Raw genomic sequence first — 26,078 nt, 5'->3', positions numbered from 1 at the left:
GACCGGCGTTCCCCCGGTTCCTATTGCCGCGCACCCGCGGCGGGAGTATAAACGTGGGGTATGGGCAGTTGCCGACGAGGCGGTCGAGCCGTTTTGTCGACCGCGGGAACGGCTGCCCGGGAAGCGGGGCCAGCCATGGCCGGCAGAAGGTCGGAAAATCTGAGACTGCCCGGGAGCGGTCATGCCGGCTTCCGTGCGTAGGCATCCCCGGGGCTGGTTGGTCTTTGCGGCATCCGCGGTGGCCTGCGCGCTCGTGGCGGCAACCGTCTTCTTCATCGCCACCCGGAACCCCGGCAACGCCCCGGCGGTCGCGCAAACGGTGACCTTGGTGCCTTCGACCACCCCCGGGCCCAACCCCTTCACCGAAACCGTGGCAAGCGGCACCCCGGGCGCGGCGACACCAACCGTTCTGGCCAAGAGCGCGGCCCTGCGCAAGACGCTGCCCACCGACAGGGACACCCACCTGCTCGTTGCCACCGGCACCATCCCCGGGCTCTACGGCGGCAGCAGCCAACTCCACGTGTGCGACCCGCCAAAACTTGTCAACTACCTCAAGGCACACCAGGACAAGGCGGCGGCGTGGGCGGGCGTCGAAGGCATCGAACCCGCCGGCATCGGTGCTTTCGTTGCCACGCTCACCCCGGTACTGCTGAACAGCGACACGCTGGTAGGCAACCACGGCTACCAAGATGGCAAGGCGCTCCCGCATCCAACCGTGTTGCAGGCAGGAACCGCGGTGCTTGTCGATGCGACGGGAACGCCGCGGGTCCAATGCAATTGCGGCAACCCGCTGACGCCCCCGGTTCTCCTGGATCTTGGAACCGCCACCACCACGGGCCCCGCGTGGCCGGGCTATTCCCCCGCTGCGGTGACGGTCATCAAGCCGGGGACGGCCAGCGCCCGGCTGACGCTCGTGGATGTCGCCAATGGCACGACCTATCAGGCGGGGCCCGGTTCCGACACCGTCCTGTGGGCCGCTGCGTCGGTTGACACGGCCCAGCCCACTCCATGGACGAGCACGATCACCACCAGCAGCGACGGACGCGCCTGGACCAAGGCCTCCGCAATCCACGGCGAATCGGTGTATCAGCTGGCATACGGGAACGGAATCTGGTTGGCGGCTGCCTCCCGGCCTTGGGAAACGGGCCGGACCACCCCGCCCACCCAGCTGTTCGAAAGCACCGATCTTCGATCGTGGAGCCAGGTGGCTTCCCTCGCCGACCACGTCTCGGGACTCTCCTACGGCTCGGGGACCTGGGTGGCAACCGGATACAGCGTCTCGACGGGAAACGGAACCTTGGCCTGGCAAAGCACCGACGCCACGCATTGGGGCGTTGCCGCCACGACCCTGGGCGAGGGCGGACCCGGGTTGCAACACCTTGCGGCCCTGGGCCATGGCAACGGCCAGTGGCTCGGGGTCGTGGCCGACCCAGCACCTCCCGCCGCCACCTTCGCCGCGGCGCTGCCCGCCCCGCTGGACTGGACCAGCACAAGCACCGACGGCCGCACCTGGAAGAAGCCTGTGCCGCTTCCGGGCAAGGCCACGGGAGCAGCTGTTGCCTATGGGGCGGGAACATGGCTGGTCGCCGAGAACAAGTGGGTGCCGGGGTCCCCCGGCACCAACCAGGCCTCCGTCGCCTTGAGCCGCGACGGCACCACCTGGGCGGTGGACCCCGCAACCGGGATCGGGACCAACTCCTTCACTGCGGCCGGCTATGGGAACGGAACCTGGATGGCGGCAACCATCCCTTCCCCGGGCTCGGGCAGCGGCGGCACCGCCATGGACTCGGCAACGTTCTTTACCAGCACGGACGCCAAGAAGTGGTCCGCTGCCGCGACCTTGCCACACTCCGTCCAGGCGCTGGCCTTCGGTACGGTCCAGGCCGCCCTCCAAACCACACCGGCGCCTTCCCCCTCGGGCACCGATTCGCCCCCCGCATCCGGAACGGCTTCCCCCGCACCGGGGGTCGGCAGCGCACTGGCCAACGGCAACTACTCGATGGCCGTGGCACCTGAGGTGTCTTGCCATGCCAGCACCTTGAACGGGGCGGTGCTCACCGTCGGAACCGATACCTCCACCCTCGTGACAACCAGCGGCACCCGGTTCACCGGGCAGGTGGTCCGCCAGGGCAGCAGCGGATTCACCATCGAGCAGGTGACGACCGCCGACAGCAGCGGGAAGGTGTTGGGGATAAAGCTGGAGGGCAGCACCGTTGCCGACGGATCCCTCAGCGGCGAAGGCCACGCGGGACGAGGCGCGGTCCAGGGGCCGGGTGCAGGCCAGGCGCAACCCGACTGCCATTTCACCTTCACCGCGGCACCGACACACGCAGCGCCGGTTCCCCCGGCGGGACCTTCCCCAACAGCATCCCCGACACCCCCGCCGTCTCCTTCCGCGTCCCCTGCGGGTTCCTGCACGCCCAGGACCGTGCTTGGTGTGGTCAATGCCCATCAGCCCGCCTCGAAGGCACTGACTGTGAGCCCCCAGGATATTCGCTGTTCCGGGTCATGGATCGCCGCCGGCGTCAACGACCAGGCAAACAGGGCACAATACACCGTTCTGCTCCATCGGGTGAACGGCATCTGGACGCGGGTGGATCGCCAGGGGGCTTGTACGGCAAACCAGGTTCCCCCAGAGATCAGGCAGCTTGCCTGCAACAGCAACTGAGCGCCGATCCGCGCCATGGTTCGCGGCCCGGAAACCGATTCGCCAGGGTGGCCGGAACCGACCGATGGCCAGCGAAGGAGATTCCAGCCACCCATGAACGCAAAACACGCAAGGGTCGTCTCCGACCTCGACCGCGCGGGGATCACCGCCGGCCTCAAGGTCCTTGACCAGGGAACCCACACCGCCGCCGACTACCTGGGCTGCGAGGAACCCGCCATCGCCAATTCGCTGGTCTTCGACTGCGAGGGAGAGCCGCTGCTGTCATGTCCAGCGGCGCCGGCCGCGTGGACACGAGGCTTGTCGGTGCGGCACCTGGCGGATGGAAGCCCAAGCGCGCCTCGCCGGATTTCGTGAAGCGGACGACCGGGCAGGTGATTGGCGGCGTGGCACCGGCCGGGCATCCAGCCCCCATCCGCACGCTGGTCGATGTGCCGCTGCGTGAGCACGATCCGCCGTGGGTGGCCGCGGGCATCGCCGATTCCCTGGTGGCGTTGAGCTACCGGGAGCTGCGTTCCCCGGCCCTACCGGGCGCCCCGGGACGAAGGTAGAGTTCTCGGTACTCGACAGCCAGCAGATGCTGCTCCCGGGGCCACGGCTTCCGGATCGCGGTGCACCCACCTGACGAAGGAGCCACCAATGGTCGACCCAGAAAAGCCGCTCCCACCCGCCGCCGTTCCGGTTCCCGGACGCTTCGTGGTGGTCTTTGACCAACCCGGCCCTGCCGCCTCCGCCCGCTTCGGCGCCAGGGCCCTGCAGGACGAGGTGCCCGGCATGCTCGAGGCCCAGGGCTTCGACCTCGACGGGTACTTCCCGCGGCTCGGCGTGGCGGTGGTGGACGCGGAATCCGGGCAGCTGGGCGAATTGCGGGCCCGCTGCACCGCCCAGGGCCTGCCCATGCACATCGTGCCGGAAATGCGGTACCGGATCCTGCCGACGGCCACCGACCCCGGGGCCTCCGCCGCCCCGGCCTTCGCCGACACCCCGACGTTGACCTGGGGGCTGGCGGCGGTGCTCGCCGCCGAGTCCGGGTACACCGGGAACGGGATCAGGGTGGCGGTGCTGGACACCGGCTTTGATGCAGGGCACCCGGATTTCGCCGGGCGCGACGTCACCACCGAGTCCTTCATCGACGGCGAGGATTCCCACGACGGGCACGGGCACGGGACCCACTGCATCGGCACCTCCTGCGGTCCGCGCACCCTGGACGGGGCCCGCGGCTACGGGGTGGCGCCCGGGGCCTCCATCTACGCGGGCAAGGTCCTGGGCAACGACGGGTCCGGCTCGGACTCCGGCATCCTGGCCGGGATCGACTGGGCGCTGCAACACGACTGCCACATCGTCTCCATGTCCCTGGGCGCCGACGTGCGGCAGGTGCATCCGCCGTATGTGGCGGCGGGCCGGCGCGCGCTGGAACGCGGCACGCTGATCATCGCGGCGGCCGGGAACAACGCGCGGCGCTCGGCCGGGGACCCGGGCTTCGTCGGGGCGCCGGCCAACAGCCCGTACATCATGGCCGTCGGTGCGCTTGATGCGCAGCTGGCTGTCGCCGATTTCTCCGCGCGCACGCTGCCGGGGCGCGGTGGCCAGGTCGACATTGCCGGTCCCGGGGTGGGCATCTATTCCTCCTGGCCGATGCCCAAGCGCTACAACACCATCAGCGGCACCTCGATGGCGACCCCGCATGCCGCGGGCGTTGCCGCACTGCTGTCCGAGGCCACCGGTTTCCGGGGCCGCGAGCTGTGGGCAGAGCTGGCCCAGGAAGCCCAACGGCTGGAGCGGCCCTCCGTCGATGTCGCAGCCGGCCTGGTGCAGTCCCCTTCCCCGGCCGCGCCCGAAACGCCGGCCCCGGCACCGCAGGAAGCTGCACCGGAGGACGACTCGCCGGAAAGCTACTACGGCCATGGATGATTCCGGCCAGGCGCCGCTGCCACGGAGCACCACCTTCGTCGTGACCGTCCAGGATGCCTACCTGGAGCGGGTCCAGGAGGTTGCCCATGACCTGGAGGAAGCCGGCCTGGCCATCGACCGGGTGCTGGGCACGCTCGGCCAGGTCGTGGGGCACGCCGAGGACTCGGGACGGGCCCGGCTGGCCGGGGTGCGCGGCGTGGCGTCTGTCGTGCCAGAACGCCGTTTCGGGATCGATCCCCCGGGCTCAGGGCTTCAGTAGCTGCGGGGCAGGTTCCGGGAAATAGCCCGGCATGTTCCCGCGGCTGCGCAGCACGCACCCGTACAGGCCGATGGCGCGCAGGTCGATGATGTCGATGAGTTCTTCCTCGTCCAGCCATGCAATGGCATCGGCCAGTCTCGGGCCGGCTTGTTCGCCGTCCTTCCCCGCGCGACGCCCCAACCGTTCTTCCACCAGCAATCCCGAATGCCGTGCCCTGGTGTCCTGGTTCAGCGATGCACCCCGCATGGATCCCACATGGAACAGCAGCTGGCCTGTTGCCCCGTGCCCGGCGTGGGGAGCCAACGCCTCCGATTCCTCGTCGTAGGTCCATGGCTTGTCCGCCAGCAGCAGGAAGTCCCCGGCAGCCAGCGAATTCAGGTGCCCGGAGCCGTGGGCCGGGCATTCCTCGTCGACCCAGATCAAGGCACGCGGCTCGGCGTCCGCTTCGGGCTCCAGGCCGTCGGCACAAGTGCACCCCCGTGTGCGCCGGGCTTCGGCCAGCGGCATCGGGGGAAGCTGGGTTTCGACCGCCTCGAACACCTCGTGCGGGTCGGCATCCCCCACGTCGACGACGAGCCAGCCGTTGCGCGGGGTCACGAGGAACTGCCCCAGCAACGCGAGCAGGGCCTGCAGGGCCACCACCGCGCCCAGGACCGCAAGGGCCAGCGGCCAGCTGTCCAACGGGTCGTCGTTCTCCTTGAGGATCGGCGCCTCCAAAAGCCGGGCATGCGGGCCGGCCAGCAGCAGCGTCCCGGCCAGGAAGCCAAGGCACCCGAGCCCCAAGGCCGTGAACCGGCCCTTGCCGGGGCGCAGGCGAGGCCAGCCATCGGGAAGCTCGGCCGGTGACACCCAGGTCTTCGGGGCATCCCGCGGACCCAGGAAGCGCACTTGGCGCACCCGGGCCCACGCGTCGGTGCCCGCGATACCGAGCAGCAGCACGGCAGCGACCGTCCAGGTCCAGGCCGGCTGCCCGAGCGCGTGGGTGCCCGCCGCGATGCCGGAGACCACCAGCAGGCCGATGACCGGAAGCCTGCGGACCAGGATGAATCCGGCAAAGACCAGCACCTTGAGGCAGGCGAGCAACCCGTCGCGTGCCCAGTGGACCCATTCGGGGACCGGGGACTCGACGGCACGCATGTACTCGGCAAAGCTCGCCGGTTTCGCGTCCGGTCCGCTGGCCAGGTGGAACAGCAACGACGCGGCCAGGACCAGCCACGCGGCCCAGAACACGGGGTTGGTGCCCGGCCTCCTCGGCAGGGTCCCTCCCGTGGAGGTGGAGAGTGCGACCAGCGGAAGCTGGCCGGGCACGGGACGCAACGAAGCCAAGATATTCCTTGTCAAGAGAGGTTTAGAGACATTCCCACCCTAGCCGTGAACGCCGAAGGCCCCTTCCACCAATGGTGGAAGGGGCCTTCGGTCAAGCTACCTAGCGTGGATCAATGATCCGTTGGCACAGGTTGGCTTAGGCGCCGGTGAGCTTCTCGCGCAGTGCTGCGAGGGCCTCGTCGGATGCCAGGGTGCCTGCCTCGGGAGCCGGGGCTTCCGAGGAGTAGGACGAAGAAGCGGACTCGGCCGGAGCCGATTCTGCTGCTGCATCGTCGAGCACGTGCTGGGCAACCTGCTTCTTGTGTGCTTCCCAGCGGGTCTGGGCGTCAGCGTACTGCTGCTCCCAAGCCGCACGCTGGGTCTCGAAGCCTTCGAGCCACTCGTTGGTCTCCGGGTCGAAGCCCTCCGGGTACTTGTAGTTGCCCTCTTCGTCGTACTCTGCGGCCATGCCGTAGAGTGCCGGATCGAATTCGGTGCCTTCCGGATCGACGCCCTCGTTGGCCTGCTTGAGGGACAGCGAGATGCGGCGACGCTCGAGGTCGATGTCGATGACCTTGACGAACAGCTCGTCTCCAACGGAGACAACCTGCTCTGCCAGCTCCACGTGGCGCACGGCCAGCTCGGAGATGTGCACGAGGCCTTCGATTCCGTCTTCGACACGCACGAATGCACCGAACGGAACAAGCTTGGTGACCTTACCCGGTACAACCTGCCCGAGGGCGTGGGTGCGGGCGAAGGTCTGCCACGGATCTTCCTGGGTGGCCTTGAGCGAGAGCGAAACACGCTCGCGGTCCAGATCCACTTCGAGAACCTCGACGGTGACTTCCTGGCCAACCTCGACAACCTCGGACGGGTGGTCGATGTGCTTCCAGGACAGCTCGGAAACGTGGACGAGGCCGTCTACGCCGCCAAGGTCCACGAATGCACCGAAGTTGACGATGGAGGAAACGACGCCCGGACGAACCTGGCCCTTTTCCAGCTTGTTGAGGAACGTGGAGCGAACCTCGGACTGGGTCTGCTCGAGCCATGCACGGCGGGACAGCACAACGTTGTTGCGGTTCTTGTCCAGCTCGATGATCTTGGCTTCGATTTCCTGGCCGATGTACGGAGCCAGATCGCGCACACGGCGCATTTCGACAAGCGATGCCGGCAGGAAGCCGCGCAGGCCGATGTCGAGGATAAGGCCGCCCTTGACCACCTCGATGACGGTGCCGGTAACGACGCCGTCTTCTTCCTTGATCTTTTCGATGTCGCCCCAGGCACGCTCGTACTGAGCACGCTTCTTGGACAGGATCAAACGACCTTCCTTGTCCTCCTTGGTGAGGACGAGGGCCTCGACGTTGTCGCCGACGGCGACGACGTCGCCCGGGTCAACATCGTGCTTGATGGAAAGTTCGCGGGAAGGGATGACACCTTCGGTCTTGTAACCGATGTCGAGCAGAACTTCGTCGCGGTCAACCTTGACGACGATGCCTTCGACGAGGTCGCCATCGTTGAAGTACTTGATGGTGGCGTCGACGGCAGCGAGGAAGTCTTCAGCAGAGCCAATGTCGTTGATTGCAACGACCGGGGCACTGGTCTTCTCGTTGGAGGTGATGGTCATGTAGTAGGGACTCCGATGTGGATAGTCTGTATGAGTCGGGCAGCCGGAAGCCCCGGCATTTTCCGAATTTAGCTTGGGTGCGGGCACGGCAATAGCCGCAACACGCTCGCCTAGTCTATTCCCCTGCACCCTGCCGGGTCAAAACGGCAAACCGGCAGGTTGTCAAGCCGCCGGGGTGCCGGTTCGGGCTTCGAAGGCCGCGGACAGCGTGAGCAGGGCCAGCTTCCGGGCCTCGAGGGATTCGAGCAGCCCGGGCAGCGCGTCGGCCACGCCGCGGGCGGTTCCCGAGGCCGGGCGGTTGAAGTGGGCGATCCCCACATCCCCCGCCCGCAATTGCCTGGTTTGCGCCGCGACGCTTGCGGCTCGGAACGTCGCGCCGGCGTCGAGATTGACGGTGAAATTCATCGGGACCAGACCCAGTTCGCGGCACAGCGCGGCACCGAGTTCGTCCGTGTGCGCGGTCCCGGAGCGGAAGAACTTCGCGCGGATCCCGAAGGTGTCGGCCAGGTAGCGCTGGTTGTCCATGATCTCGTCGTAGGCGGCCCCGATGCTTGCGGTGCCCGGTATGCCGTATGCCCTCTGCCCCCGGCTGGCCAGCGGCGCGTGCGTGGTGCCGTGGTTGGCGATCTCGAAGAGCGGGTCGGCGGCCAGTTCACGGACCAGCCCCGGGTTGGCCCCGGCCCACCGCTGGTTGATGAACAGCGTGGCCGGCGCCCGGTGTTGGCGCAGTGCCGCAATCAGCGCGGAGTCGTAGCCCTCGCCGTTGGGTCCCCCGCAGGCGTCGAAGGTCAGCGCGGCTCCCCGCGCCGTGGCCGGCAGGCCGAGCTCGACGCCCTTGACCTCGAGCCCGAACGCGCCGGAGGGCTTCGACGCATAGGCGGAGACCACCGCGCTGCGGCCGGGCACCGCGCGGGCCGGTGCGGTTGCCTCGACCGGTGGAGGCGGTGCGGGTGCCGGGGCGGACGGCGACGAAATGGCCGTTGGTGCGGGACGCGTCGGGGACAGCGGGTCGACGGCGCAGGAGGCCAGCAACGTGGCGCCGGTCCCGAGCAGGGCAGCGAGCAGCGTGCGGCGCCCGGTCGGGGAGCCGGAAAGCGGTGTGTGCATGGACCTAGAAATCCGCTTGGCAGTAGGGAATGGTGTCGGTGGAGAAGAGGGCGTCGAGCGTGCCCAGCGCCTCGGGCGTGTGGACCTTCAGCACCCCGGCCGCGGCCAGGTGCGTGGCGCTGAACCCGCCCAGGTACAGCGAAGCAAGGTCTCGGACATCCAGGGTCGCTTCGGGCACTGCCCCCTCCGGTGCCCGGCGCACCCCCGCAGCGGAGTCCTGGACCATCAGGTCCCAGATTCCGTCGGCGAACCCCAGGGAATCGTGCACGCGCAGCCGGATGTGCCCGTCGCGCCCGTAGGTGCGCGCGGACAGCGCGGTCTCCAGATCAAGGATGCGCAGCCAGAGGTGGTCGCCCATGGAGGCGACCCTGTAGGCGCGCGCGTTTTCCAGGGCGGTGGGCACCACGTCGTCGACAGGTCCGCGGCCGGTGATCTTTTCCACCAGGTCGTGGGCGCCGAGGTAGGCGATGAGTTCGCGGCGGGCGGCGCCGGTGGCGGTGCACATCTGGCCGATTTCCATGGTGGGCGGGGCGGTCTTCCACCCGGCAAAGATGTAGCTCATGAAGCCGTCGGGCTTGCCCTGGGCGTCCAGGTGCAGGGCGGCGCGCAGGTTCTTCACCGGCTTGAGCGAGTCGTAGTCCTCCCACAGCCCGGCGGCCTGGCCCACGTCGAATTGCGTGGCACTGATCGAGCCGAGCGTGTGGGCGTGGGCGGCGGCAAAGATGCCCGGGGCGTAGTTCTTCAGTTCCTTGGGGGCAATGGCAACAACGGTGCCCTCGTTTTCCACGCGCAGCTCCGCCCCGCGGTGGGTCTTGAGCGTGAAGCGTGCCCGCTGGGTGGCCCGGCCGAACCCGAAGCGCCCGTAGATGGTCGCCTCCGAGGCGGTCAACGCGGCGAACACGGTCCCGGCCTCGCGGGCGCCTGCAAGGTCCTCGGTGACCAGCCGGCGCAGCAGGCCGCGGCGGCGGTGGGTGGGGCTGACGGTGACCGAGGTGATCTGGTGCACCGGCATCAGGTTCCCTCCCCCGATGTTCAGCGTCCCGGGGAACGAGGCGTAGGTGGCCACCGGGGCCGCGGCATGCAGCGAGGGCTGCACCGCGGCCTCGTCGTAGACGGCTGTGAAGGTGGTGTTGTCGTTGAGCTCGAGCCCGGCGAGGATCTTGAGCTCCTCGGGCTCCAGCGCGGCCTCGTGGAAGCCGCGGCTGATGGACGTGAGGAATTCCACGGTGGCCGCCGAAGGGACACCGTCGATGAGTTCGGGTTCAAACCGTTCAATGCGAATCGTGGTGTCTTCACTCATGGTCGTGGGGTGCTCTCTGAATGGGGGTCGGGTGGGTGGCGGGGGTGCCGGAACGGGGCCTAGAACCCGTTGATGGCATGGGGCACGCCGGGCAGATCCAGCAGCGCGGCCAGCGCCGCCACGCTGGTGTGCGAGGACGGTTCCAGCAGTCCGGCGGCGATGAGCCCGGCGGTGTCGCAGGAGCCAAGCAGCAGCGGGGCCAGGGCAACGACGTCGCAGGTGGCGTCCGCCGGGCAGGACCCGGCAAGTCTCGACACGATGGCCCGGCCGTCCCGGATTTCAAGGTCGTAGCGCCCGTCGGCCAGACCCAGCGGGTCGGTGACCGCAAGCGTGAAGGAGCCGGTGCCGCGGTATTCCCGGGCCTCGAAGGCCGCGGGCACATCCAGCACCCGCACCCACAGCCCGTGCTCGCGCTCGCTGAAACGCACGCGGGCCGGGTCTTCCAAGGCCCAGGGCAGCGGGTCGTTTGCCGCGGCAAAGGGGCAGGAAACCGACTCGATGAGGTCGAAGCTGGCCAGGAAGCGGAAGATCTCCCGCCTGGCCACCTCGGTGGCCGCGACCAGGTCGCGGACCTTGAGCGTGATCGGCTTGGGGTCCCAGCCGCCGAAGACATAGGTCACGTACCCCTGGATGTCCCCGGACCCGTCCAGGTACACCGCGGCGCGAAGCTTGGGTTCCGGTTCCGGGCCTTCCTCGCCCCAGGCCCCGGTGGCGTGGCGCAGGTAGGCGTCCTGCCGTCCCACCGAACCGCGGCGGGTGGCATGGAAACGCTCGAAGACCCCATTGGCAATCGGTGCCAGCTTTCCCGGTGCAAGCTGCACCATGGACCCGGTCGCCGGGGCGTGGAAGCGCACGTCCCCGCGCACATCCAGGTGAAGTGTCTGGGTCTCGGTCACCCGGCCGAAGCCGAAGCGCCCGTAGATGGTCGCCTCGGAGGCAGTCAGCGCGGCCACCGGGTACCCGGCGTCCTTGGCGCGGGACAGGTCCGCGGACATCAGCTCGCGCAGGATGCCGCGGCGCCGGTGCGTGGGCCGCACCGTGACCGCGGTGACCAGGTGGGCCGGCACCACGGCGGCCCCGAGGTTCAACGTCTTGGCGAACGAACCATAGGTGGCCACCGGCACCAGCGGGTCCACCAGGTCCCGGGGGCGCGAATCGTCCCAGACCGCGGTGAGCACCCGCTCGTCCACCCGGTGGGATTGCAGCATCTGTTCGAGCTGTTCGGCGGTGGCGGGCTTGTAGTGGTAGAAGCCCTCCCACACCCCGTTCACCCAGGCGGCATACCCCGGGGACGCGGTGCCGGTGTCGGCGCTGCGTTCCACCGCGACGTTTCCGATGCGCAGGTGCCCGCCAAACATCAGTGTCCGGCGTCCTGCCAGGATGCTCCGATGCCCACATGCACGTCAAGCGGTACCAACAGGTCCGCGGCCGCGCCCATCTTCTCGCGCACCAGCGCCTCGACGGCGGCCAGTTCGCCCGCGGCGACCTCGAGGACCAATTCGTCATGGACCTGCAGCAGCATGCGCGACTTCAGGCCGGCGGTGGCCAGGCCTTCCTCGACCCCGAGCATCGCGCGTTTGATGATGTCGGCGGCCGAGCCCTGGATCGGGGCGTTCAGCGCGGCACGTTCGGCGATGTCGCGCAGCTGGCGGTTGTCGCTGGCCAGCTCCGGCAGGTAGCGGCGGCGGCCGAAGATGGTCTCGGTGTAGCCGTCCCGGCGGGCATCGTCGACCAGCTTGCGCAGGTAGTCGCGGACCGCGCCGAAGCGGGAGAAGTAGTCCTTCATCAGCGTGCGGGCCTCGTCGACGGAGATCCGCAGCTGCTTGGACAGCCCGAAGGAGCTCAGCCCGTAGGCCAGGCCGTAGCTCATGGCCTTGACCTTGGAGCGCATCTCGTTGGTGACGTCCTCGGGCTCGACATTGAACACGTGCGAGCCGACAAATCGGTGCAGGTCCTCGCCGTCCTTGTAGGCCTGGATCAGGCCCTCGTCCTCGGAGAGGTGCGCCATGACGCGCATCTCGATCTGCGAGTAGTCAGCGGTCAGCAGCGTCTCGTAGCCCTCGCCGACGACGAAGACCTCGCGGATGCGCCGGCCGGCCTCGGAGCGCACCGGGATGTTCTGCAGGTTCGGGTTCAGCGAGGACAACCGTCCGGTCGCCGCGACGGTCTGCGCGTAGGTGGTGTGGATGCGGCCCTCGGGGGCCACTGCCTTGCGCAGGCCCTCGACAGTCTGGCGCAGCTTGTTCGCGTCCCGGTGCGCCATCAGCGCCTTCAGGAACGGGTGCCCGGTGTTCTCCAGCAGGTCCTGCAGCGACTCGGCGTCGGTGGTGAAACCGGTCTTGATCTTCTTGGTCCGCGGCAGGTCGAGTTCCTCGAAGAGGACCACCTGCAGCTGCTTGGGGCTGGAGAGGTTGACCTCGTGGCCGATGGCCTCGTAGGCCCGGTCGGTGGCCTGGTTGATGCTGGCGGTGAAACCGTCGTAGAGCTCGTCGAGCTTCGCGGTGTCGATGGCGATGCCGGCCATCTCCATGTGCGCCAGCACCAGCGAGAGCGGCATTTCCAGTTCCTTGAGCAGGGTCTCTCCCCCGCGCTCCACGAGCATCCCGGCCAGGTGCTGGGACAGCTGGCGCACCACGTGGGCGGCACGCACCGCCGGGGTGGCGTGGTCCGGGCCCTCGAGGTCGAAGGCCAGCTGACCGTCGGCCGGGGCCTTGGCTTCTTCCAGCCCGATGCGCAGGTGCTGCTGCGCGATGTCGGGCAACTCGTGGCTGCGGCGATCCGGCTGGATCAGGTACGCGGTGATCATGGTGTCATCGACGACCCCGGCCAGCTCCAGCCCGTGCTCCAGCAGCAGCTTGTAGGTGCCCTTGAAGTCGTGGACGGCCTTGGCGTAGCTCGTCGAGGAAAGCACCTTGGCCAGCGCCTGCTTGGTGTCCGCGTCGATGTCCGCCAACGAGACGAAGGCGGTGGCGTCGTTGGAGGCGAAGGCCACGCCAACCACGTCGGTGCCGCCGGAAGCAGGCACGGTGGCGGCATGCAGGCCCAGCAGCTGCGCGCCGTGGGCGCCGAACCAGCCCTGGAGCGCCGCGGCGTCGGCGAGCACCTCGTGGACCGGGATCACCGCTTCGGCGGCGGCGTCCTGCGGCTCGTCGCCGAAGAGGTCGAAAAGGCGCTTGCGCAGGGTGTTGAACTGCAGTGCGTCGAAGAGTTCCTCGACTGCCTCGCGGTTCGGGCGCTCCAGTTCCATGGCCTCGATCCCCACCGGCAGCTCGAGGTTGCGCAACAGGTGGTTCAGGCGGCGGTTGCGGGTCACGTTGTCCACGTTCTCGCGCAGCGAGTCGCCGACCTTGCCCTTGATGGCATCGATGTTCTCCAGGATGCCGGGCAGCCCGCCGTAGAGGTTGATCCACTTCGCGGCGGTCTTGGGTCCCACCCCGGGCACGCCCGGGAGGTTGTCGGCGGTCTCGCCGACCAGTGCGGCCAGGTCCGAGTACTGCTCGGGGCGCACGAAGTACTTGGCCTCGACAGCGTCCCCGTCCATCGGCGGGATGTCGGAGATCCCCTTCTTGGGGTAGAGCACCAGGGTCTTCTCGGTGATCAGCTGGAAGGCGTCGCGGTCCCCGGAGACCACAAGCACGTCCAGGCCCGCGGCTTCGCCCTTGGCGGCGAGGGTGGCGATGATGTCGTCGGCCTCGAAACCGTCCATGGTGATGGTGGGGATGTTCATGGCTTCCATGACCTTTTGGATCAGGTCGATCTGCCCGTGGAACTCTTCCGGGGTCTTGTTGCGCCCGGCCTTGTACTCGGTGTATTCCAGTGAGCGGAACGTGGGGGTGTCCAGGTCGAAGGCCACCGCCACGTGGGTGGGCTTCTGCTGCCGGATCATCGTCAGCAGCATCGACACGAAGCCGTGGACCGCGTTCGTGTGCTGCCCGGTGTCGGTTGCAAAGTTTTCCGCCGGCAATGCGTAGAAGGCGCGGAAGGCCATGGAGTGCCCGTCGATGACGAGCAGGCGCTGGGGATCTGTTGCCACAAGTTTGGTTGATTCGCTCACAGGTGCCAGCCTAGTTGGCATGGGCAATAATTTCACTGAAGACAACGCACGGGCCGCCGAGACATCTGGCACCTTTGCCTCCAACGGCGCATCGGCGGGCAATCCGCATGCCCGGCAGCTGGCCGCGCACGGCGTCCCCGAGGCCATGTGGCCGATGCTGGCCAGCCACGGGGTGGGTCCGCTGGTGGAGAAGCTGGGCATCGTTTTCTCGGAGATCACGGCCGACCGCGTGGCGGCCACGATGCCGGTGGAGGGCAACCAGCAGGTGGCCGGGATCCTGCATGGAGGGGCGTCGGTGGCACTGGCCGAGACCCTGGGGTCCTTTGCCGCGGCGGTGCACGGGAAGGGCCTGAAAAAGCCTGTGGGCGTGGACATTTCCGCAACCCACCACCGCGCCGGGGTCACCGGCCTGGTCACCGGGGTGTGCACCCCGATCCACCTGGGCCGGACCCTCACCACCCACGAGATCGTCATCAGCGACGAGGCAGGCCGGCGCCTGTGCACCTCGCGGATCACCAACATGCTGCTGGACAACCCCGAAAGCTGAGGCGGGCCCGCGGCCGGGCCCGGGGGTCGATCAGTAGTCGCGGGTCTGGCCCGGCGCCTTGATGACCTCGTACCGGGTCTCGCGCACTCCCCCGGGATATTCACGGCTGAAGGTAGGGGCCAGCTTGGTGTGTCCGCGGATGGCAAACAGCGGACGGCCGCCGCCCAGCAGCACCGGCATGGTGTAGAGCAGCAGCTCGTCGAGCAGCCCCTCGTCCACGAACTGGCCGGCCAGCGAACCGCCTCCGAGGACCCGGACGTCCTTGCCGTTGGCGCTGCGCGCCACGTCCCCGGCCCATTCATTCACGTCCCCCCGGACGAATGTCAAATCGGCCCCGGGGAACGCGGCGAGTTCCCGGTGCGTGAAGATCCACACCGGCAACCCCTCGTAGGGCCATTCCTCGAGCGCCTCGTTGAGGAGCCAGGAGTAGGTGTCGGCGCCCATGGCGACGGCCCCGATCTGCCCCATGAATTCCGCGTAGCTCTCCGCTTGCCCCTCGAACCCGTCAAAGTCCATGAGCCAGTCGAGTCGATCGTTGTCATCGGCAATGTAGCCGTCGGCCGAGGCCGCCACGAAATACCTGAATTGCGTCATGGAGCCCATCCTATCCATGGCTTCGGCCCCGCCGCCGGTATTCGGCACGGGGGTTTCGCGGCCCGAAGGCCGCGGCCCCGGTCTTAAACGGCTTTGCCCGCCCGGATCCAAGGATCCGGGCGGGCAAAGCGCAGCGTTGGTTCGGCCGGCGGGTGGCTTAGGCGCCGAGGATCTTTTCGCTGAGCGAGGGCACGATCAGGATGATCCCGAAGAGGACCACGATGCCGCACATGGCAAAGCAGCCGTAGGCAGCGAGCTTGGCCGGCATGGCGGAACGCTTGGCATCCTCACCGACTGCGAGCATGCGCACGCCAAAGGAGTATGCCCCGACGATGAACAGGGCGGAGACCCAGGTGGTGACTGCGACGATCAGGAATTCATCCCACTGAATGGTCATTTCGTGCTCTCCTGCTTGGCCTTGGCGCGCTCCATCTTGCGACGCTGTTTCTTGGTGGGGATGTTCACTGCGGCACCGGAGACATCAACATCGCTGATCGCGTTGTTGTGCCCCACGATTTCGCGGCGGGACAGGACCCAGATGACGAGCAGGGCACCGATTCCCAGGATGCTGACGATGACCAGGCCGCCGTTGCCCAGGTGGGCGAGTGCCGCGGCCGCGGCCCCGATGATCGCGGCGGCCGGGAGCGTGAAGAGCCAGCCAAGGGCAATGCGCCCGGCCGTTCCCCAGCGGACTTCTGCGCCCTTGCGGCCCAGCCCGGAACCGATCACGGACCCGGAGGCGACTTGTGTGGTGGACAGTGCGAAGCCCAGGTGCGAGGAGACCAGGATGGCCGCGGCGGTGGAGGTTTCGGCGGCGAAGCCCTGGGCGGGCTTGACGTCGGTCAGGCCCGAGCCCATGGTGCGGATGATGCGCCAGCCGCCCATGTAGGTGCCCAGCGCGATGGCCAGGGCACAGGAGGCGATGACCCAGAAGTGCGGGCCGGTGCCGGCGTCCTGCAAGCCGGAGGCGACCAGGGTCAGCGTGATGACACCCATGGTCTTCTGTGCGTCGTTGGTGCCGTGGGCCAGCGCCACGAGCGAGGAGGAGAAGATCTGTCCGTAGCGGAATCCGCCGCGCTTCGGGGAGGCGAGGCCGGACTGGCGCTTGGTGACCGAGTAGGCCAGCTTGGTGCACAGATACGCGGAGGTACCCGCAATGACCGGTGCGACCAGGGCCGGCAGCAGGACCTTGGACATCAGCACGCTGTAGTCAATGGCGCCGAACCCGGCGCCCACGATGGCGGCGCCGATCAGTCCGCCGAAGAGGGCATGCGAGGAGCTGGAAGGCAGGCCGAGCAGCCAGGTGAGCATGTTCCAGACGACGGCGCCCATCAGGCCCGCGAAGATCATCGCCGGCATGATTTGCACGCCGGTGTGCCCGCCCTCCTTGATGATGCCTCCGGAAATGGTCTTGGCGACTTCAGTTGAAAGGAATGCACCAACAAGGTTGAGAACCGCGGCTAGCGCGACTGCGGCCTTCGGCTTGATGGCACCGGTCGCGATGGGCGTAGCCATCGCGTTGGCGGTGTCGTGGAAGCCATTGGTGAAATCAAAGAACAAGGCAAGTGCAATGACCAGGACGACGATGAGCGTCAGATCCATGTATAAACCAATCTTGGGATTACGGGCGAGGGCCGATTCGCGCTGGGTGACTCCGTTTTTCCCGCATTGTTTGCCCAATGTTGGGGATCTGTTCACCTAAGTCGCAAATTCATCATATGGCCTGCCCCGAACTAGTCAATTCCCCGGCCTCACCGCCAAAGCGCCCGACCCCGCCCGTGTGTAGGCATGCACGGGCGGGGCGCGGAACCAACGTGAGCGACTTCACGCCTCGAATCGGCGTCACTGCGGGCTCAGGGTTTCGGGCCCTGATCCCGGTCAAGCGGTGCCACGAGGCCGGCCAGTAGCTCGATGAGCAGCTTCCCGGAGGCCTCTCGCGGCAGGGCCTCGACCAGGGCCAGCAGCGGTGCCATGTCCTTGGGCAGGGAGCCCTCCCCCGGGGAGATGCCCATGGCGGAGAGCACGCGCCGGGCCCCGTCGGGTTCCGCACCCGCGGCCCCGACCGGACCCAACGCGGCGAGAACCTGTTGCGGGTCCACGCCCGCGACGCCGCGGACCTCGTCGGCGCAGCTGACCAGTGCCGCACACAATGGGGGCAGCGCCGATTCGGTGACCGGGGTGATGGTCAGGTGCGTGGTGCGAGCCAGCCAGCTGCCGTCGGGCTGCCGGTAGCCCGGCTGCAACTGCAGGTGCCAGCCGGAGGCGGCCAGCCTGTCGGCCCACAGGTGCGGGTCGACGCCCGAACCAACGCCCGCACCCGGGTCCCGGGCAACGGCCAGCAGCGGGCCGGACGGGGAACCCACCACTTCCAGTCCGTCGATGTTTTTGATGCAGGTGGCCAATGCCGCGGTGGAGCGCTTGCAGGATTCGGCGAGCGCCGCATACCCGCCAACGCCCAGGTGCCTGGTGATGGCCCAGGCCGCGGCCAGCGGTGCGGCGGACTTCGAGCCCAGCATCGTGGGATTCACCACCGGATAGCCCGGCCAGTCGGCGGTGGCGAAATATTGGCCGTGCTGGCGCGCGGCACCCTTGGTCAGCAACACCGAGATGCCCTTGGGCGCGTATCCATATTTGTGGAGATCGGCGGCCAGGCTGGTGACCCCGGGAACCGACAGGTCCCAGGGCGGCAGCCCGTCCCAGAACGGCAGGATCCACCCACCGAAGCAGGCGTCGACGTGGCAGTCGATGCCGCGGGCCAGGGCTGCTGCGGCCACGTGTTTGATCGGGTCGAGGGCCCCGTGCGGATAGGACGGGGCCGAGAGGACAACCAGGGCGGTGTCGGGGCCCATCCGGGCGATCACCGCTTCGGGGTCGACCTGGCCGTCTTGGCCCACCGGGACCAGGTCAAGGGACAGGCCCAGGTACTCGGCGGCCTTGTGGAAGGCCGCGTGGACGCTGGCCGGGGCGAGGATCCTGGGTTGTGCGGTGCCGCGGTGGTTGGCCCGGGCGGTCTTCACGGCCAGCAGGCAGCTTTCGGTCCCGCCGCTGGTGGCGGTCCCCACCACGGTGCGATCCCCGCCGAGCAGGTCGCGTGCGAAGGTGATGAGGTCGCGTTCCATGTGGGCCACGGAGGTGAACATGGTGGGGTCAAGCCCGTTGACCGGTTGCACCAGGGCCATGGCTTGTGCGGCGAGCGCGTCGAGTTCAACCAGCCCCGAGTCATAGACGTAGGACATGACGTGTCCCCCGTGGGTGGGTGCATCATGGGCCCGCCAGGACTTGAGTTGGTCCAGGATCGCTTGTGCGTCTTGCGGCATCTCCGGTTTCCCCCTTTACGCTGCAGTGCTGCCGTGTGGCTGGTTGAAGTATGATTCGCGCAGCGGGTAGCGGCGGAACGCCCACAGGCTCAGGGCAATGACCAGGGCAGGGAGCACGCTGAAGGCCAGGATGATGCCGATGATGGCCGCGGGTTGCTGGGTGGTGGCTTGGCCAGCGACGGACTCGGCGTATCCGCTGGCCGCCAGGACGACGGTGAGGATCACGGCGCCCAGGGCCATCCCGGTGGTTTCCCCCGCCGTCCACACCCCGCCGAAGATCCCGGCATTGCCCTCCCCGTGCTCCTGGGCATCGTGGGTGATGACATCGGGCAGCATCGACATGGGCAGCGACTGCATCCCGGCATAGCCGGCCCCGGCGAGCGCCACCGGCAGGTACACCCAGGTTCCGGGCCGGAGGAGCATCCCGGCCAGGGCCATGGCGGCAAGGCCGAACAGGACGCTGGAGAGCAGGAAGCTGCGTTCCTTGCCGATCCGCCGGGCGACCGTCCGCCAGATCGGGGCAAACAGCAGTGCCGGGCCGATCAGGGCGATGAACAGGAGTGTCACCGCCTCCTCGTCGTGCAGGACCCAGGTGGCGACGTATTGCGCCCCGGCAAGCATTCCTCCGGTGGCCAGGCCCTGCAGCGCGAAGGCCAGCAGCAGCGCGCGGAACGGCTGGCTGCGCCGCAGCACCGCCAGGCCGCGCAGGTAGCCGTGGCGGATCGGGGTACGTTGCACCGTGGTCCGGATTCCGCCCCTGGGTGCGACCCGGGCGCTGGCCAGGAGGCTGGATCCGATGACGATTCCGGCCACGACGGACATCAGGAAGTAGCCGAGCCATTGGTTCTCCCCGCCCAGGGTGCGCAGCGCCGGTCCCCCGGCGCCGAAGAGCAGGATCGCCAGGGACAGGACGAGCACGCGCAGGGACAGCAGGCGGGTGCGTTGGTCGTAGCTGGCGGTCAGTTCGGCCGGGAGCGCCATGTACGGGACCTGGAAGAGGCTGAAGGCCGTGGCCGTGGCGGTGAATGCCGCCAACACCCACAGCCCCGCGGCAAGCTGGCCCAGGCCCGCCGGCACGGCAAAGGTGAGGATGAAGAACAGCGGAAGCAAGGCTCCCCCGGCGACCATGAACCGGTGCCGCGAACCGGTGGCGGCCAGGTCGCGGTCGCTGCGGACCCCGATGACCGGGTCGATGATCACGTCCCAGATCTTGGCCACGCCCAGCAGCAGGCCCGCGCCCAGCGCCGCGATGCCCAAGGTGTCGGTCATGTAGTAGATCAGCACCAGGCCGGGGAGCGTGGAAAACCCGCCGGTGCCCATGGAACCGAGCGCATAGGTGCCAATGACCCTGCGTGGAAGCGGGACTTCCCCCGATGTCGCCATGGCCTGGAGTCTACGCACCGAAACCTGCCCGTGACCAGAGCACACCGGGCCCGGGAGAACCTGTGTGAATCGGGGAAAGGGAGTGCGCGAACCGGCGCGGAGCCGTAAGCTCGTTCAATGGCTAGATTCTTTGATGTTCACCCCGAAAACCCACAGCCTCGCGCGATCGCCCAGGCCGTGGAGCTGATACGCAATGGCGGGCTGATCGCCTACCCCACCGACTCCTGTTACGCCCTGGGCGCGCAGATCGGCAACCGCGAGGCGCTGGACCGCATCCGGTCCATCCGCCAGGTCGACGACAAGCACCACTTCACACTGGTGTGCAAGGACTTTGCCCAGTTGGGCCAGTATGTGGAGGTCAACAACAAGGTATTCCGCAACATCAAGGCGGTGACCCCGGGCAGCTACACCTTCATCCTCCCGGCGACCAAGGAAGTCCCGCGTCGGCTGATGCAGGCCAAGAAGAAGACCATTGGCGTGCGCATCCCCGACAATGCAGTGGTCCGTGCCCTGCTTGACGAGCTCGGGGAGCCCATCCTTTCCAGCACGCTGTTGCTTCCGGGCGAAGAGGATCCGATGACCCAGGGCTGGGAAATCAAGGAGGCGCTGGACAACGTGATCGAAGGCGTCATCGATTCCGGCGAATGCGGGACCGAGCCGACCACCGTCATCGACTACTCCAGCGGCGAGGCAGTGATCGCCCGTGTGGGGCTGGGCGATCCCTCGCGCTTCGAAGAGTAACGAGGGCTCGGCCTACGGCGTGTGGCCTTCTGCGTCGGTGGGGTTGCAGACCAGTTGCCAGAGATGGCCGTCCGGGTCCGCGAAGGTGCCGACGTATTGCACCCGTCCGCTGACGTGCGGTATGCGGTGGGCGGTGAAGCCCTTGCCGTCGGAGCCGGCCACCGCGGCGAGTATCTCGTCGATCTCGCCCTCGGTGGCGATGGCGCAGCTGAGGAAGGCGTCGGTGGCGGGCACCGGGAGCAGCGGTGTGCGCTTGGCCTCGCGCGAATACCTGGTGAAGGCCTCGGTCTCGGCCAGGAAGATCGTCATTCCCGGCAGTTCCAGGCAGACCATGCCCATGGCAAGCGTGGCGTTTTCGATGCCCACCACGTCGCGATAGAAGTCCAGGGAGCGCGCGGCATCGGATACGGCCAGGCTCAGGACCACGCCTTGGGTTTTCATCGGGATGCTGTTTCCTTCCACGAATTGCACGTTGCAGTGCTTCCATTGTTCATCGGGAACCGTCCGCGGCCACGTGCCTGATCCCCCACGATGGTTCCCAGGCCTCGCCCGGCGCCAGCCAACGCAGCCCCAGTCCGTTGTTGAAGGCGTTCGCCGCCGCTGTCATCGGCTCCAGGGCCACCGCGTGCACCGGCCCTTCAGGGCCTTGGAAGGTTTGCGTGGTGTAGGCCTGGATGAACCCGTAGTTCCCGTCCATGTGCAATTCCACGCAGTTTCCATCCGGCGCCTCCAGGTGGTGCCGTGAACCCCCGTCGCCCCCGCGCGTGGGATCTGTCCACGCATTGTCGAGGGCGACGTCACCCAATCTCCTGCCGGGACGGTAGTCCAGGTCCGTGCCGTCCACCGGCAACGGGCGCCCGACGGGAATCATTGCCGCGTCGACTTCAAGGTGCTGCGCGGCGTTGATGAACAGTGTCAGTTCGCCCACCGGGGTGTCCCCGACTCGCAGGTACGGGTGGGCGCCAACGGCCACCGGGGCCATGAGCGTGCCGAGGTTTTCCAGCCTGTGGGTGACCTGCAGCCCGTCCGCCACCAGTTCATAGTGCACGGACGTGGCCAGCTCGAAGGGATACCCGGGCGCTGGCGAAATGTCCGCCGCCAATGTCACGCTGCTGTTAGTTCGGCTTGCCAGCCGATAGCTGCTGTGCCGCAGCAGTCCATGGTTGGCGTTGTTGCGCTCCGGCTCGGTGACCACCAAGTGTTCTTCGACGCCATCATGGCTCCAGGTCCCTCCGGCAACACGGTTTGGCCACGGCACCAGGACGACACCGGCACACGCGGGGGCGGCGAGATGCTGCGGGTAGTCCTGGACAAGTTCCATCCCGTCGATCACCAGCCTGCGCAACGCGGCACCGACCTGGGTCACCACCGCGTGTTGCCTGCGGCCGCCAATGGTGCCGGAGAGTTCGAATTGCTCACCCATCGGTGAATCCGCATGTGGCACGGTGGACCTTTCCTCGCGCTTGCCCGCCCTGTATTGCCTGTCCCTGGAATCCTATCCAGCCAACGCGCCCATGCCGGCAGGAGAAAGGCAAACGGGACAACGAGAATCCCGTGGACGGGACTCGACGACCCCGTCGGGGACGATCCTCGAGCTTGGTTACTTGACCTGGTCGATGACGGTCTCGGCGACTTCGCGCATGGACAAGCGGCGGTCCATGGACGTCTTCTGGATCCAGCGGAACGCCTCGGGTTCGGTCAGGCCCATCTTGGTGGTCAGCAGGCTCTTGGCGCGCTCGACGAGCTTGCGCGTGGCAAACTGCTCGGTGAGGTCGCCCACTTCCTTCTCCAGCGCGCGGATTTCCTCGTAGCGGGAGATGGCGATCTCGATGGCCGGCACCAGGTCCGCAGGGGTGAACGGCTTGACGACGTACGCCATGGCTCCGGCCTCGCGGGCGCGTTCCACCAGCTCCTTCTGGCTGAAGGCGGTCAGCAGGACCACGGGGGCGATGCGCTCCTTGACGATGGTCTCGGCCGCGGTGATCCCGTCCATGACCGGCATCTTGACGTCCATCAGCACCAGGTCGGGCTTGTGCTCGCGGGCCAGCTCGATGGCCTTTTCACCGTTGTCTGCCTCGCCAACCACGTCGTAGCCCTCTCCGCGCAGGATCTCAACGATGTCGAGGCGGATCAGGGTTTCGTCCTCGGCAACAATCACCCGGCGGGGTGCGCCGGTGTTGGGCTCGGGATCAATTCGTGTTACTTCGGGCAGATCGTTCATGGGTGCTCCTTCAATCCCGGGGTGACCGGGGCTGTCATCGACTCTCGGTTTTACGGTTAAGCCTATCTGCATGTACAGTGGATAACCGCAAGGACGCGAGGATTTCCGCGCAGAGCAATCATCAGTTACGCTTATTCTCGCTGCTTCAAAATGTGCCCGCCCGAGTGGCGGAATGGTAGACGCGCTGCACTCAAAATGCAGTATCGAAAGGTGTGTGGGTTCGAGTCCCACCTCGGGCACAACCGGCCCCGATCCCTTATTTCATAAGGGATCGGGGCCTTTTTCATTTCCGGAAAAGCGTTCCTGGCGTCACTGCCGACCACCACTTTGACATCCATTTATGTGTTTCTTCTTTCCGGTGGGTGCCCCACCGGATTTCCCGGGCCGCATTGGTTGAATGCTCCGACAGCACCCCTGGATCAGGTGCCCGGATACGACGAGCGGAATCGGCACCGCGCGATCCGTGGAAACGTCGATATTCCCGCAGCTGCGTTCTCCCATGGCGTATCCGTGGCGGGATTACGGTGGGGGCTGCTTTCGTCGCATAGGCATGTGGCGCGGCCCCTGCGTGGGCAGGAAGCGCCGCAGATATCCGACCGCGAGCACCCCGGGGGGCGTGCGGTGAAAAAGCCTTTCGGTATTTCCGAATCCGGGCTTGGGCCTGAAGCCGTGATGGACGCCTGTTCCCGGACCGTCATCGGTGTTGCCGAAGAGGTTGGGCCGCATGTTGCAGCCATTGAGAAGATGCGTACCGGCCGCAGTGGACCGGTGCGCCTTGGCGCGGGTTCCGCCGTGGTCATCACCGAAGACGGGTACATGTTGACCAATGCCCACGTGGTTGCCGGGGCCGGCGCCGGGCGGGCGACCTGGCCGTGGTCCGCGGCTGTTCCCACATGCAGGCACCGGCGCGACTCGGCGACGCCGAGCGGCTGCGGGTGGGCCAACTGGTGATCGCCGTGGGCAACCCGCTGGGCCTGGCCGGATCGGTCATTGCCGGGGTGGTCAGCGGGCTGGGACGATCCATCCCCACCGCACTTGGCCGGGCCCGGCGGGTGATCGAGGACGTCATCCAAACCGATGCCGCGCTGAACCCGGGCAATTCGGGCGGGGCGCTGGCCGATGCCCGTGGCCGGGTCGTGGGCATCAACACGGCGGTGGCGGGCGCGGGCCTGGGCCAGCGGCAGGGACTGCGCGTTGCCGGTGTCATTGCCGGGTCCCCGGCGGGGAAGTCCGGGTTGAAGCCCGGAGACCTGGTGCTGGCTGTCGGGCGGCGCCCGGTCTCCGGCGCCGAGAGCGTGCAAAGGCCGTTGTTCACCGAAGCCATCGGCGTGCCGCTGCCCGTGACGGTGTTCCGAAACGGGGCGATGGTGGATGTCATCGCCGTGCCGGTTGAGCTGACGGACTGAAAACGAAAGGGCCGGAGCCCCACCGTGATCCCCCAAGGGAATCGTGGTGGGGCTCCGGCCCTTGCCGTACCTGGAACCTGCTAGATGGTGTGGCTGTTTTCGCCCTCACCCTTGTCCGAGTCCCACGGGCCGACCTTCTCGCGGGCAGGCATCGGCTTGCCGTCGGTGAGCTGGCCGGCATCCGCAAGGTCGCCGACCTTGTGGATGCGCAGCGAGTTGGTGGACCCGGCCTGTCCGGGAGGTGACCCGGCTGCGATGCAGACAATGTCGTTGATCTCGGCCAGGCCTTCCTGCAGGAGGGCGCGGTCGACCTGTGCGGTCATCTTGTCGGTGTGGTCGGCGTATTCGACCAGGCGCGGCTGGATGCCCCACATCAGGGTCATGATGTTGTAGGTCTGTGGCAGCGGGGTGAAGGCCAGGACCGGGCGCTTCGGGCGCAGCCGGGACAGGCGCCGGGCGGAGTCGCCGGACTGGGTGAAGGCCACGATGTACTTGGCATCCAGCTGGTCCGCGATTTCCACTGCGGCACGGGTGATTGCGCCGCCACGGGTCTTGGGCTTGGAGCCCAGGCGCGGGATGCGGTCCAGTCCGTGCTTTTCCGTGGAGGAGATGATCCGTGCCATGGTCTCGACGGTCTCGATGGGGTATTCGCCCACCGAGGTCTCGCCCGAGAGCATGACCGCGTCGGCGCCGTCGAGGACGGCGTTGGCGCAGTCGGAGGCCTCGGCGCGGGTCGGCGTCGGGGACTCGATCATCGACTCGAGCACCTGGGTCGCCACGATGACGGGCTTGGCCCAGCGGCGGGCCAGCTCGATGGCGCGCTTCTGCACCAGCGGGACCTCCTCGAGCGGAAGCTCCACGCCGAGGTCGCCACGGGCCACCATGATGGCGTCGAAGGCGTCGATGATTTCTTCCAGCGCGTCAACTGCCTGCGGCTTTTCGATCTTGGCGATGACCGGAAGGCGACGGCCTTCCTCGTCCATGATCTCGTGGACGCGCCCGATGTCGGCGGCGTTGCGCACGAAGGACAGCGCGACCATGTCGACGCCGGCCCGAATGGCCCACCGCAGGTCGTCCTCGTCCTTTTCGCTCAGCGCGGGAACGTTCACGGCCACACCGGGAAGGTTGATGCCCTTGTTGTTGGACACCTCCCCGCCCACGACGACCTCGGTGACAACCTTCTCGTCATCCACGGCCGTTGCGCGCAGCGCGACCTTGCCGTCGTTGATCAAGAGGATGTCGCCCACGTTGACGTCGGTGGGCAGGCCCTTGAACGTCGTGGAGCAGAACGTGCCATCGCCCAGCACGTCGGCAATCACGATGGTGAACGTGTCACCGACCTTGAGCATGTGCTTGGCGTCGTCCACGAAGCGGCCCAGGCGGATCTTCGGTCCCTGCAGGTCGGCAAAGATGCCCACCGGTCGGCCGAGCTCCTCGGCCGCGGCACGCACGTTGCCGAGGTTCTCGGCGTGTATCGAGTGGTCGCCGTGGCTCATGTTCAGCCGGGCGACGTCGACACCCGCCTTGAGCACTGCCAAAGTCTTGTCGTAGGTACCGATCGCCGGGCCCCAGGTGGCCACGATTTTTGCGCGTCTCATACGGTTAGCCTATCTGCCTTTCCATTTCTCAGGTCGGGAAAACACC

22 protein-coding genes, 1 tRNA gene and 1 pseudogene are annotated in these 26,078 nt (G+C 67.6%); 9 read left to right on the top strand and 15 right to left on the bottom strand.

The features are described from left to right. Window positions 1-193 precede the first annotated feature (193 nt). From DQ353_RS01725 to DQ353_RS01710, 5 genes are all read left to right on the top strand, one after another. Complete coding sequence (locus DQ353_RS01725) at window positions 194-2,668, top strand: DUF6777 domain-containing protein (RefSeq protein WP_146755174.1); 2,475 nt, start codon at window positions 194-196, stop codon at window positions 2,666-2,668. A gap of 93 nt (window positions 2,669-2,761) precedes the next feature. Further along, window positions 2,762-3,022, top strand: coding sequence for a YbaK/EbsC family protein (locus tag DQ353_RS22105; RefSeq protein WP_286166547.1), 261 nt, complete (start codon window positions 2,762-2,764; stop codon window positions 3,020-3,022). Beyond that, window positions 2,932-3,216: a YbaK/EbsC family protein gene (locus DQ353_RS22100; protein ID WP_286166546.1), complete on the top strand. Its 285-nt coding sequence runs from the start codon at window positions 2,932-2,934 to the stop codon at window positions 3,214-3,216. Before DQ353_RS22105 ends, DQ353_RS22100 begins: the two co-directional genes overlap by 91 nt. A gap of 88 nt (window positions 3,217-3,304) precedes the next feature. Next, complete coding sequence (locus DQ353_RS01715; protein ID WP_113761054.1) at window positions 3,305-4,576, top strand: S8 family serine peptidase; 1,272 nt, start codon at window positions 3,305-3,307, stop codon at window positions 4,574-4,576. Further along, the gene (locus DQ353_RS01710) at window positions 4,569-4,835 is read left to right on the top strand and encodes a hypothetical protein (RefSeq protein ID WP_113761053.1); all 267 of its coding nucleotides are present in this window, start codon (window positions 4,569-4,571) and stop codon (window positions 4,833-4,835) included. Before DQ353_RS01715 ends, DQ353_RS01710 begins: the two co-directional genes overlap by 8 nt. Here the strand turns inward: DQ353_RS01710 and DQ353_RS01705 are convergent. The 6 genes from DQ353_RS01705 to polA all read right to left on the bottom strand — a co-directional run bounded on the left by DQ353_RS01705 (window position 4,821) and on the right by polA (window position 14,159). After that, window positions 4,821-6,161, bottom strand: coding sequence for a hypothetical protein (locus tag DQ353_RS01705; protein ID WP_146755173.1), 1,341 nt, complete (start codon window positions 6,159-6,161; stop codon window positions 4,821-4,823). The genes DQ353_RS01710 and DQ353_RS01705 overlap by 15 nt on opposite strands. 136 nt (window positions 6,162-6,297) lie before the next feature. Beyond that, window positions 6,298-7,764, bottom strand: coding sequence for a 30S ribosomal protein S1 (rpsA, locus tag DQ353_RS01700; RefSeq protein ID WP_113761051.1), 1,467 nt, complete (start codon window positions 7,762-7,764; stop codon window positions 6,298-6,300). A 162-nt stretch (window positions 7,765-7,926) separates the two neighbouring features. Further along, window positions 7,927-8,871 carry a polysaccharide deacetylase family protein gene (locus DQ353_RS01695; protein ID WP_113761050.1) on the bottom strand — a complete coding sequence of 315 codons (945 nt, stop codon included), beginning with the start codon at window positions 8,869-8,871 and terminating at the stop codon, window positions 7,927-7,929. Window positions 8,872-8,875: 4 nt separating this feature from the next. Further along, the gene (locus DQ353_RS01690) at window positions 8,876-10,171 is read right to left on the bottom strand and encodes a GNAT family N-acetyltransferase (protein ID WP_113761049.1); all 1,296 of its coding nucleotides are present in this window, start codon (window positions 10,169-10,171) and stop codon (window positions 8,876-8,878) included. 59 nt (window positions 10,172-10,230) lie between these two features. Next, window positions 10,231-11,529, bottom strand: a complete 1,299-nt coding sequence (locus tag DQ353_RS01685; protein ID WP_113761048.1) for a GNAT family N-acetyltransferase — start codon at window positions 11,527-11,529, stop codon at window positions 10,231-10,233. Next, window positions 11,529-14,159 (bottom strand): DNA polymerase I, encoded by a 2,631-nt coding sequence (gene polA, locus DQ353_RS01680; RefSeq protein ID WP_286166561.1) that lies wholly within the window; start codon window positions 14,157-14,159, stop codon window positions 11,529-11,531. Before polA ends, DQ353_RS01685 begins: the two co-directional genes overlap by 1 nt. A gap of 85 nt (window positions 14,160-14,244) precedes the next feature. Here polA and DQ353_RS01675 point away from each other — a divergent pair, with 85 nt between their 5' ends. Further along, the gene (locus tag DQ353_RS01675; protein WP_286166545.1) at window positions 14,245-14,772 is read left to right on the top strand and encodes a hotdog fold thioesterase; all 528 of its coding nucleotides are present in this window, start codon (window positions 14,245-14,247) and stop codon (window positions 14,770-14,772) included. A gap of 30 nt (window positions 14,773-14,802) precedes the next feature. Here the strand turns inward: DQ353_RS01675 and DQ353_RS01670 are convergent, their stop codons facing one another. The 5 genes from DQ353_RS01670 to DQ353_RS01650 all read right to left on the bottom strand — a co-directional run bounded on the left by DQ353_RS01670 (window position 14,803) and on the right by DQ353_RS01650 (window position 20,066). Then, entirely contained in the window at window positions 14,803-15,366 is a 564-nt protein-coding gene (locus tag DQ353_RS01670; RefSeq protein WP_113761235.1) for a dihydrofolate reductase family protein, read from the bottom strand. Window positions 15,367-15,523: 157 nt separating this feature from the next. Further along, window positions 15,524-15,763: a hypothetical protein gene (locus tag DQ353_RS01665; protein WP_113761047.1), complete on the bottom strand. Its 240-nt coding sequence runs from the start codon at window positions 15,761-15,763 to the stop codon at window positions 15,524-15,526. Continuing rightward, complete coding sequence (locus DQ353_RS01660; RefSeq protein WP_113761046.1) at window positions 15,760-16,968, bottom strand: inorganic phosphate transporter; 1,209 nt, start codon at window positions 16,966-16,968, stop codon at window positions 15,760-15,762. Before DQ353_RS01660 ends, DQ353_RS01665 begins: the two co-directional genes overlap by 4 nt. Before the next feature lie 251 nt (window positions 16,969-17,219). Beyond that, a complete protein-coding gene (locus DQ353_RS01655; protein ID WP_113761045.1) occupies window positions 17,220-18,683 on the bottom strand; it encodes a pyridoxal phosphate-dependent decarboxylase family protein in 1,464 nt (487 codons plus the stop codon). Window positions 18,684-18,698: 15 nt separating this feature from the next. After that, on the bottom strand, window positions 18,699-20,066 hold the full coding sequence (locus DQ353_RS01650) for an MFS transporter (RefSeq protein WP_113761044.1): 1,368 nt from the start codon (window positions 20,064-20,066) through the stop codon (window positions 18,699-18,701). A gap of 117 nt (window positions 20,067-20,183) precedes the next feature. On the opposite strand from DQ353_RS01650, the gene DQ353_RS01645 reads away from it, so the two are divergent. Further along, a complete protein-coding gene (locus DQ353_RS01645; protein ID WP_113761043.1) occupies window positions 20,184-20,807 on the top strand; it encodes an L-threonylcarbamoyladenylate synthase in 624 nt (207 codons plus the stop codon). 12 nt (window positions 20,808-20,819) lie between these two features. Here the strand turns inward: DQ353_RS01645 and DQ353_RS01640 are convergent, their stop codons facing one another. From DQ353_RS01640 to DQ353_RS01630, 3 genes are all read right to left on the bottom strand, one after another. After that, window positions 20,820-21,248, bottom strand: coding sequence for a VOC family protein (locus DQ353_RS01640; RefSeq protein ID WP_146755172.1), 429 nt, complete (start codon window positions 21,246-21,248; stop codon window positions 20,820-20,822). 49 nt (window positions 21,249-21,297) lie between these two features. Continuing rightward, window positions 21,298-22,230, bottom strand: coding sequence for an aldose 1-epimerase family protein (locus DQ353_RS01635; protein WP_113761041.1), 933 nt, complete (start codon window positions 22,228-22,230; stop codon window positions 21,298-21,300). Between the two features lie 177 nt (window positions 22,231-22,407). Further along, a complete protein-coding gene (locus DQ353_RS01630) occupies window positions 22,408-23,028 on the bottom strand; it encodes an ANTAR domain-containing response regulator (RefSeq protein ID WP_113761040.1) in 621 nt (206 codons plus the stop codon). A 158-nt stretch (window positions 23,029-23,186) separates the two neighbouring features. On the opposite strand from DQ353_RS01630, the gene DQ353_RS01625 reads away from it, so the two are divergent. Then, a tRNA-Leu gene (locus tag DQ353_RS01625) sits at window positions 23,187-23,267 on the top strand. Window positions 23,268-23,700: 433 nt separating this feature from the next. Beyond that, window positions 23,701-24,434 (top strand): annotated as a pseudogene (locus DQ353_RS01620) (S1C family serine protease). Between the two features lie 80 nt (window positions 24,435-24,514). Here DQ353_RS01620 and pyk read toward each other — a convergent pair. Continuing rightward, window positions 24,515-26,032, bottom strand: coding sequence for a pyruvate kinase (gene pyk, locus DQ353_RS01615; RefSeq protein ID WP_113761039.1), 1,518 nt, complete (start codon window positions 26,030-26,032; stop codon window positions 24,515-24,517). Window positions 26,033-26,078 lie beyond the last annotated feature (46 nt).

It is taken from the genome of Arthrobacter sp. AQ5-05, assembly GCF_003287975.1.
Lineage (GTDB): Bacteria > Actinomycetota > Actinomycetes > Actinomycetales > Micrococcaceae > Paeniglutamicibacter.
Note: the sequence above shows the minus strand (reverse complement) of the source record. Positions and strands in the feature narration are given on the sequence as shown.

Bases quoted from the DNA above. Each gene is read 5' to 3' on its own strand.
- DQ353_RS01635 (WP_113761041.1), bottom strand. From the start codon at position 22,230: ATGGGTGAGCAATTCGAACTCTCCGGCACCATTGGCGGCCGCAGGCAA.
- DQ353_RS22105 (WP_286166547.1), top strand. From the start codon at position 2,762: ATGAACGCAAAACACGCAAGGGTCGTCTCCGACCTCGACCGCGCGGGG.
- DQ353_RS01695 (WP_113761050.1), bottom strand. From the start codon at position 8,871: ATGCACACACCGCTTTCCGGCTCCCCGACCGGGCGCCGCACGCTGCTC.
- DQ353_RS01650 (WP_113761044.1), bottom strand. From the start codon at position 20,066: ATGGCGACATCGGGGGAAGTCCCGCTTCCACGCAGGGTCATTGGCACC.
- pyk (WP_113761039.1), bottom strand. From the start codon at position 26,032: ATGAGACGCGCAAAAATCGTGGCCACCTGGGGCCCGGCGATCGGTACC.
- DQ353_RS01630 (WP_113761040.1), bottom strand. From the start codon at position 23,028: ATGAACGATCTGCCCGAAGTAACACGAATTGATCCCGAGCCCAACACC.
- DQ353_RS22100 (WP_286166546.1), top strand. From the start codon at position 2,932: ATGTCCAGCGGCGCCGGCCGCGTGGACACGAGGCTTGTCGGTGCGGCA.
- DQ353_RS01690 (WP_113761049.1), bottom strand. From the start codon at position 10,171: ATGAGTGAAGACACCACGATTCGCATTGAACGGTTTGAACCCGAACTC.
- polA (WP_286166561.1), bottom strand. From the start codon at position 14,159: ATGGCCTTCCGCGCCTTCTACGCATTGCCGGCGGAAAACTTTGCAACC.
- DQ353_RS01660 (WP_113761046.1), bottom strand. From the start codon at position 16,968: ATGGATCTGACGCTCATCGTCGTCCTGGTCATTGCACTTGCCTTGTTC.
- DQ353_RS01655 (WP_113761045.1), bottom strand. From the start codon at position 18,683: ATGCCGCAAGACGCACAAGCGATCCTGGACCAACTCAAGTCCTGGCGG.
- DQ353_RS01675 (WP_286166545.1), top strand. From the start codon at position 14,245: ATGGGCAATAATTTCACTGAAGACAACGCACGGGCCGCCGAGACATCT.
- DQ353_RS01715 (WP_113761054.1), top strand. From the start codon at position 3,305: ATGGTCGACCCAGAAAAGCCGCTCCCACCCGCCGCCGTTCCGGTTCCC.
- DQ353_RS01645 (WP_113761043.1), top strand. From the start codon at position 20,184: ATGGCTAGATTCTTTGATGTTCACCCCGAAAACCCACAGCCTCGCGCG.
- rpsA (WP_113761051.1), bottom strand. From the start codon at position 7,764: ATGACCATCACCTCCAACGAGAAGACCAGTGCCCCGGTCGTTGCAATC.
- DQ353_RS01670 (WP_113761235.1), bottom strand. From the start codon at position 15,366: ATGACGCAATTCAGGTATTTCGTGGCGGCCTCGGCCGACGGCTACATT.
- DQ353_RS01665 (WP_113761047.1), bottom strand. From the start codon at position 15,763: ATGACCATTCAGTGGGATGAATTCCTGATCGTCGCAGTCACCACCTGG.
- DQ353_RS01640 (WP_146755172.1), bottom strand. From the start codon at position 21,248: ATGAAAACCCAAGGCGTGGTCCTGAGCCTGGCCGTATCCGATGCCGCG.
- DQ353_RS01710 (WP_113761053.1), top strand. From the start codon at position 4,569: ATGGATGATTCCGGCCAGGCGCCGCTGCCACGGAGCACCACCTTCGTC.
- DQ353_RS01685 (WP_113761048.1), bottom strand. From the start codon at position 11,529: ATGTTTGGCGGGCACCTGCGCATCGGAAACGTCGCGGTGGAACGCAGC.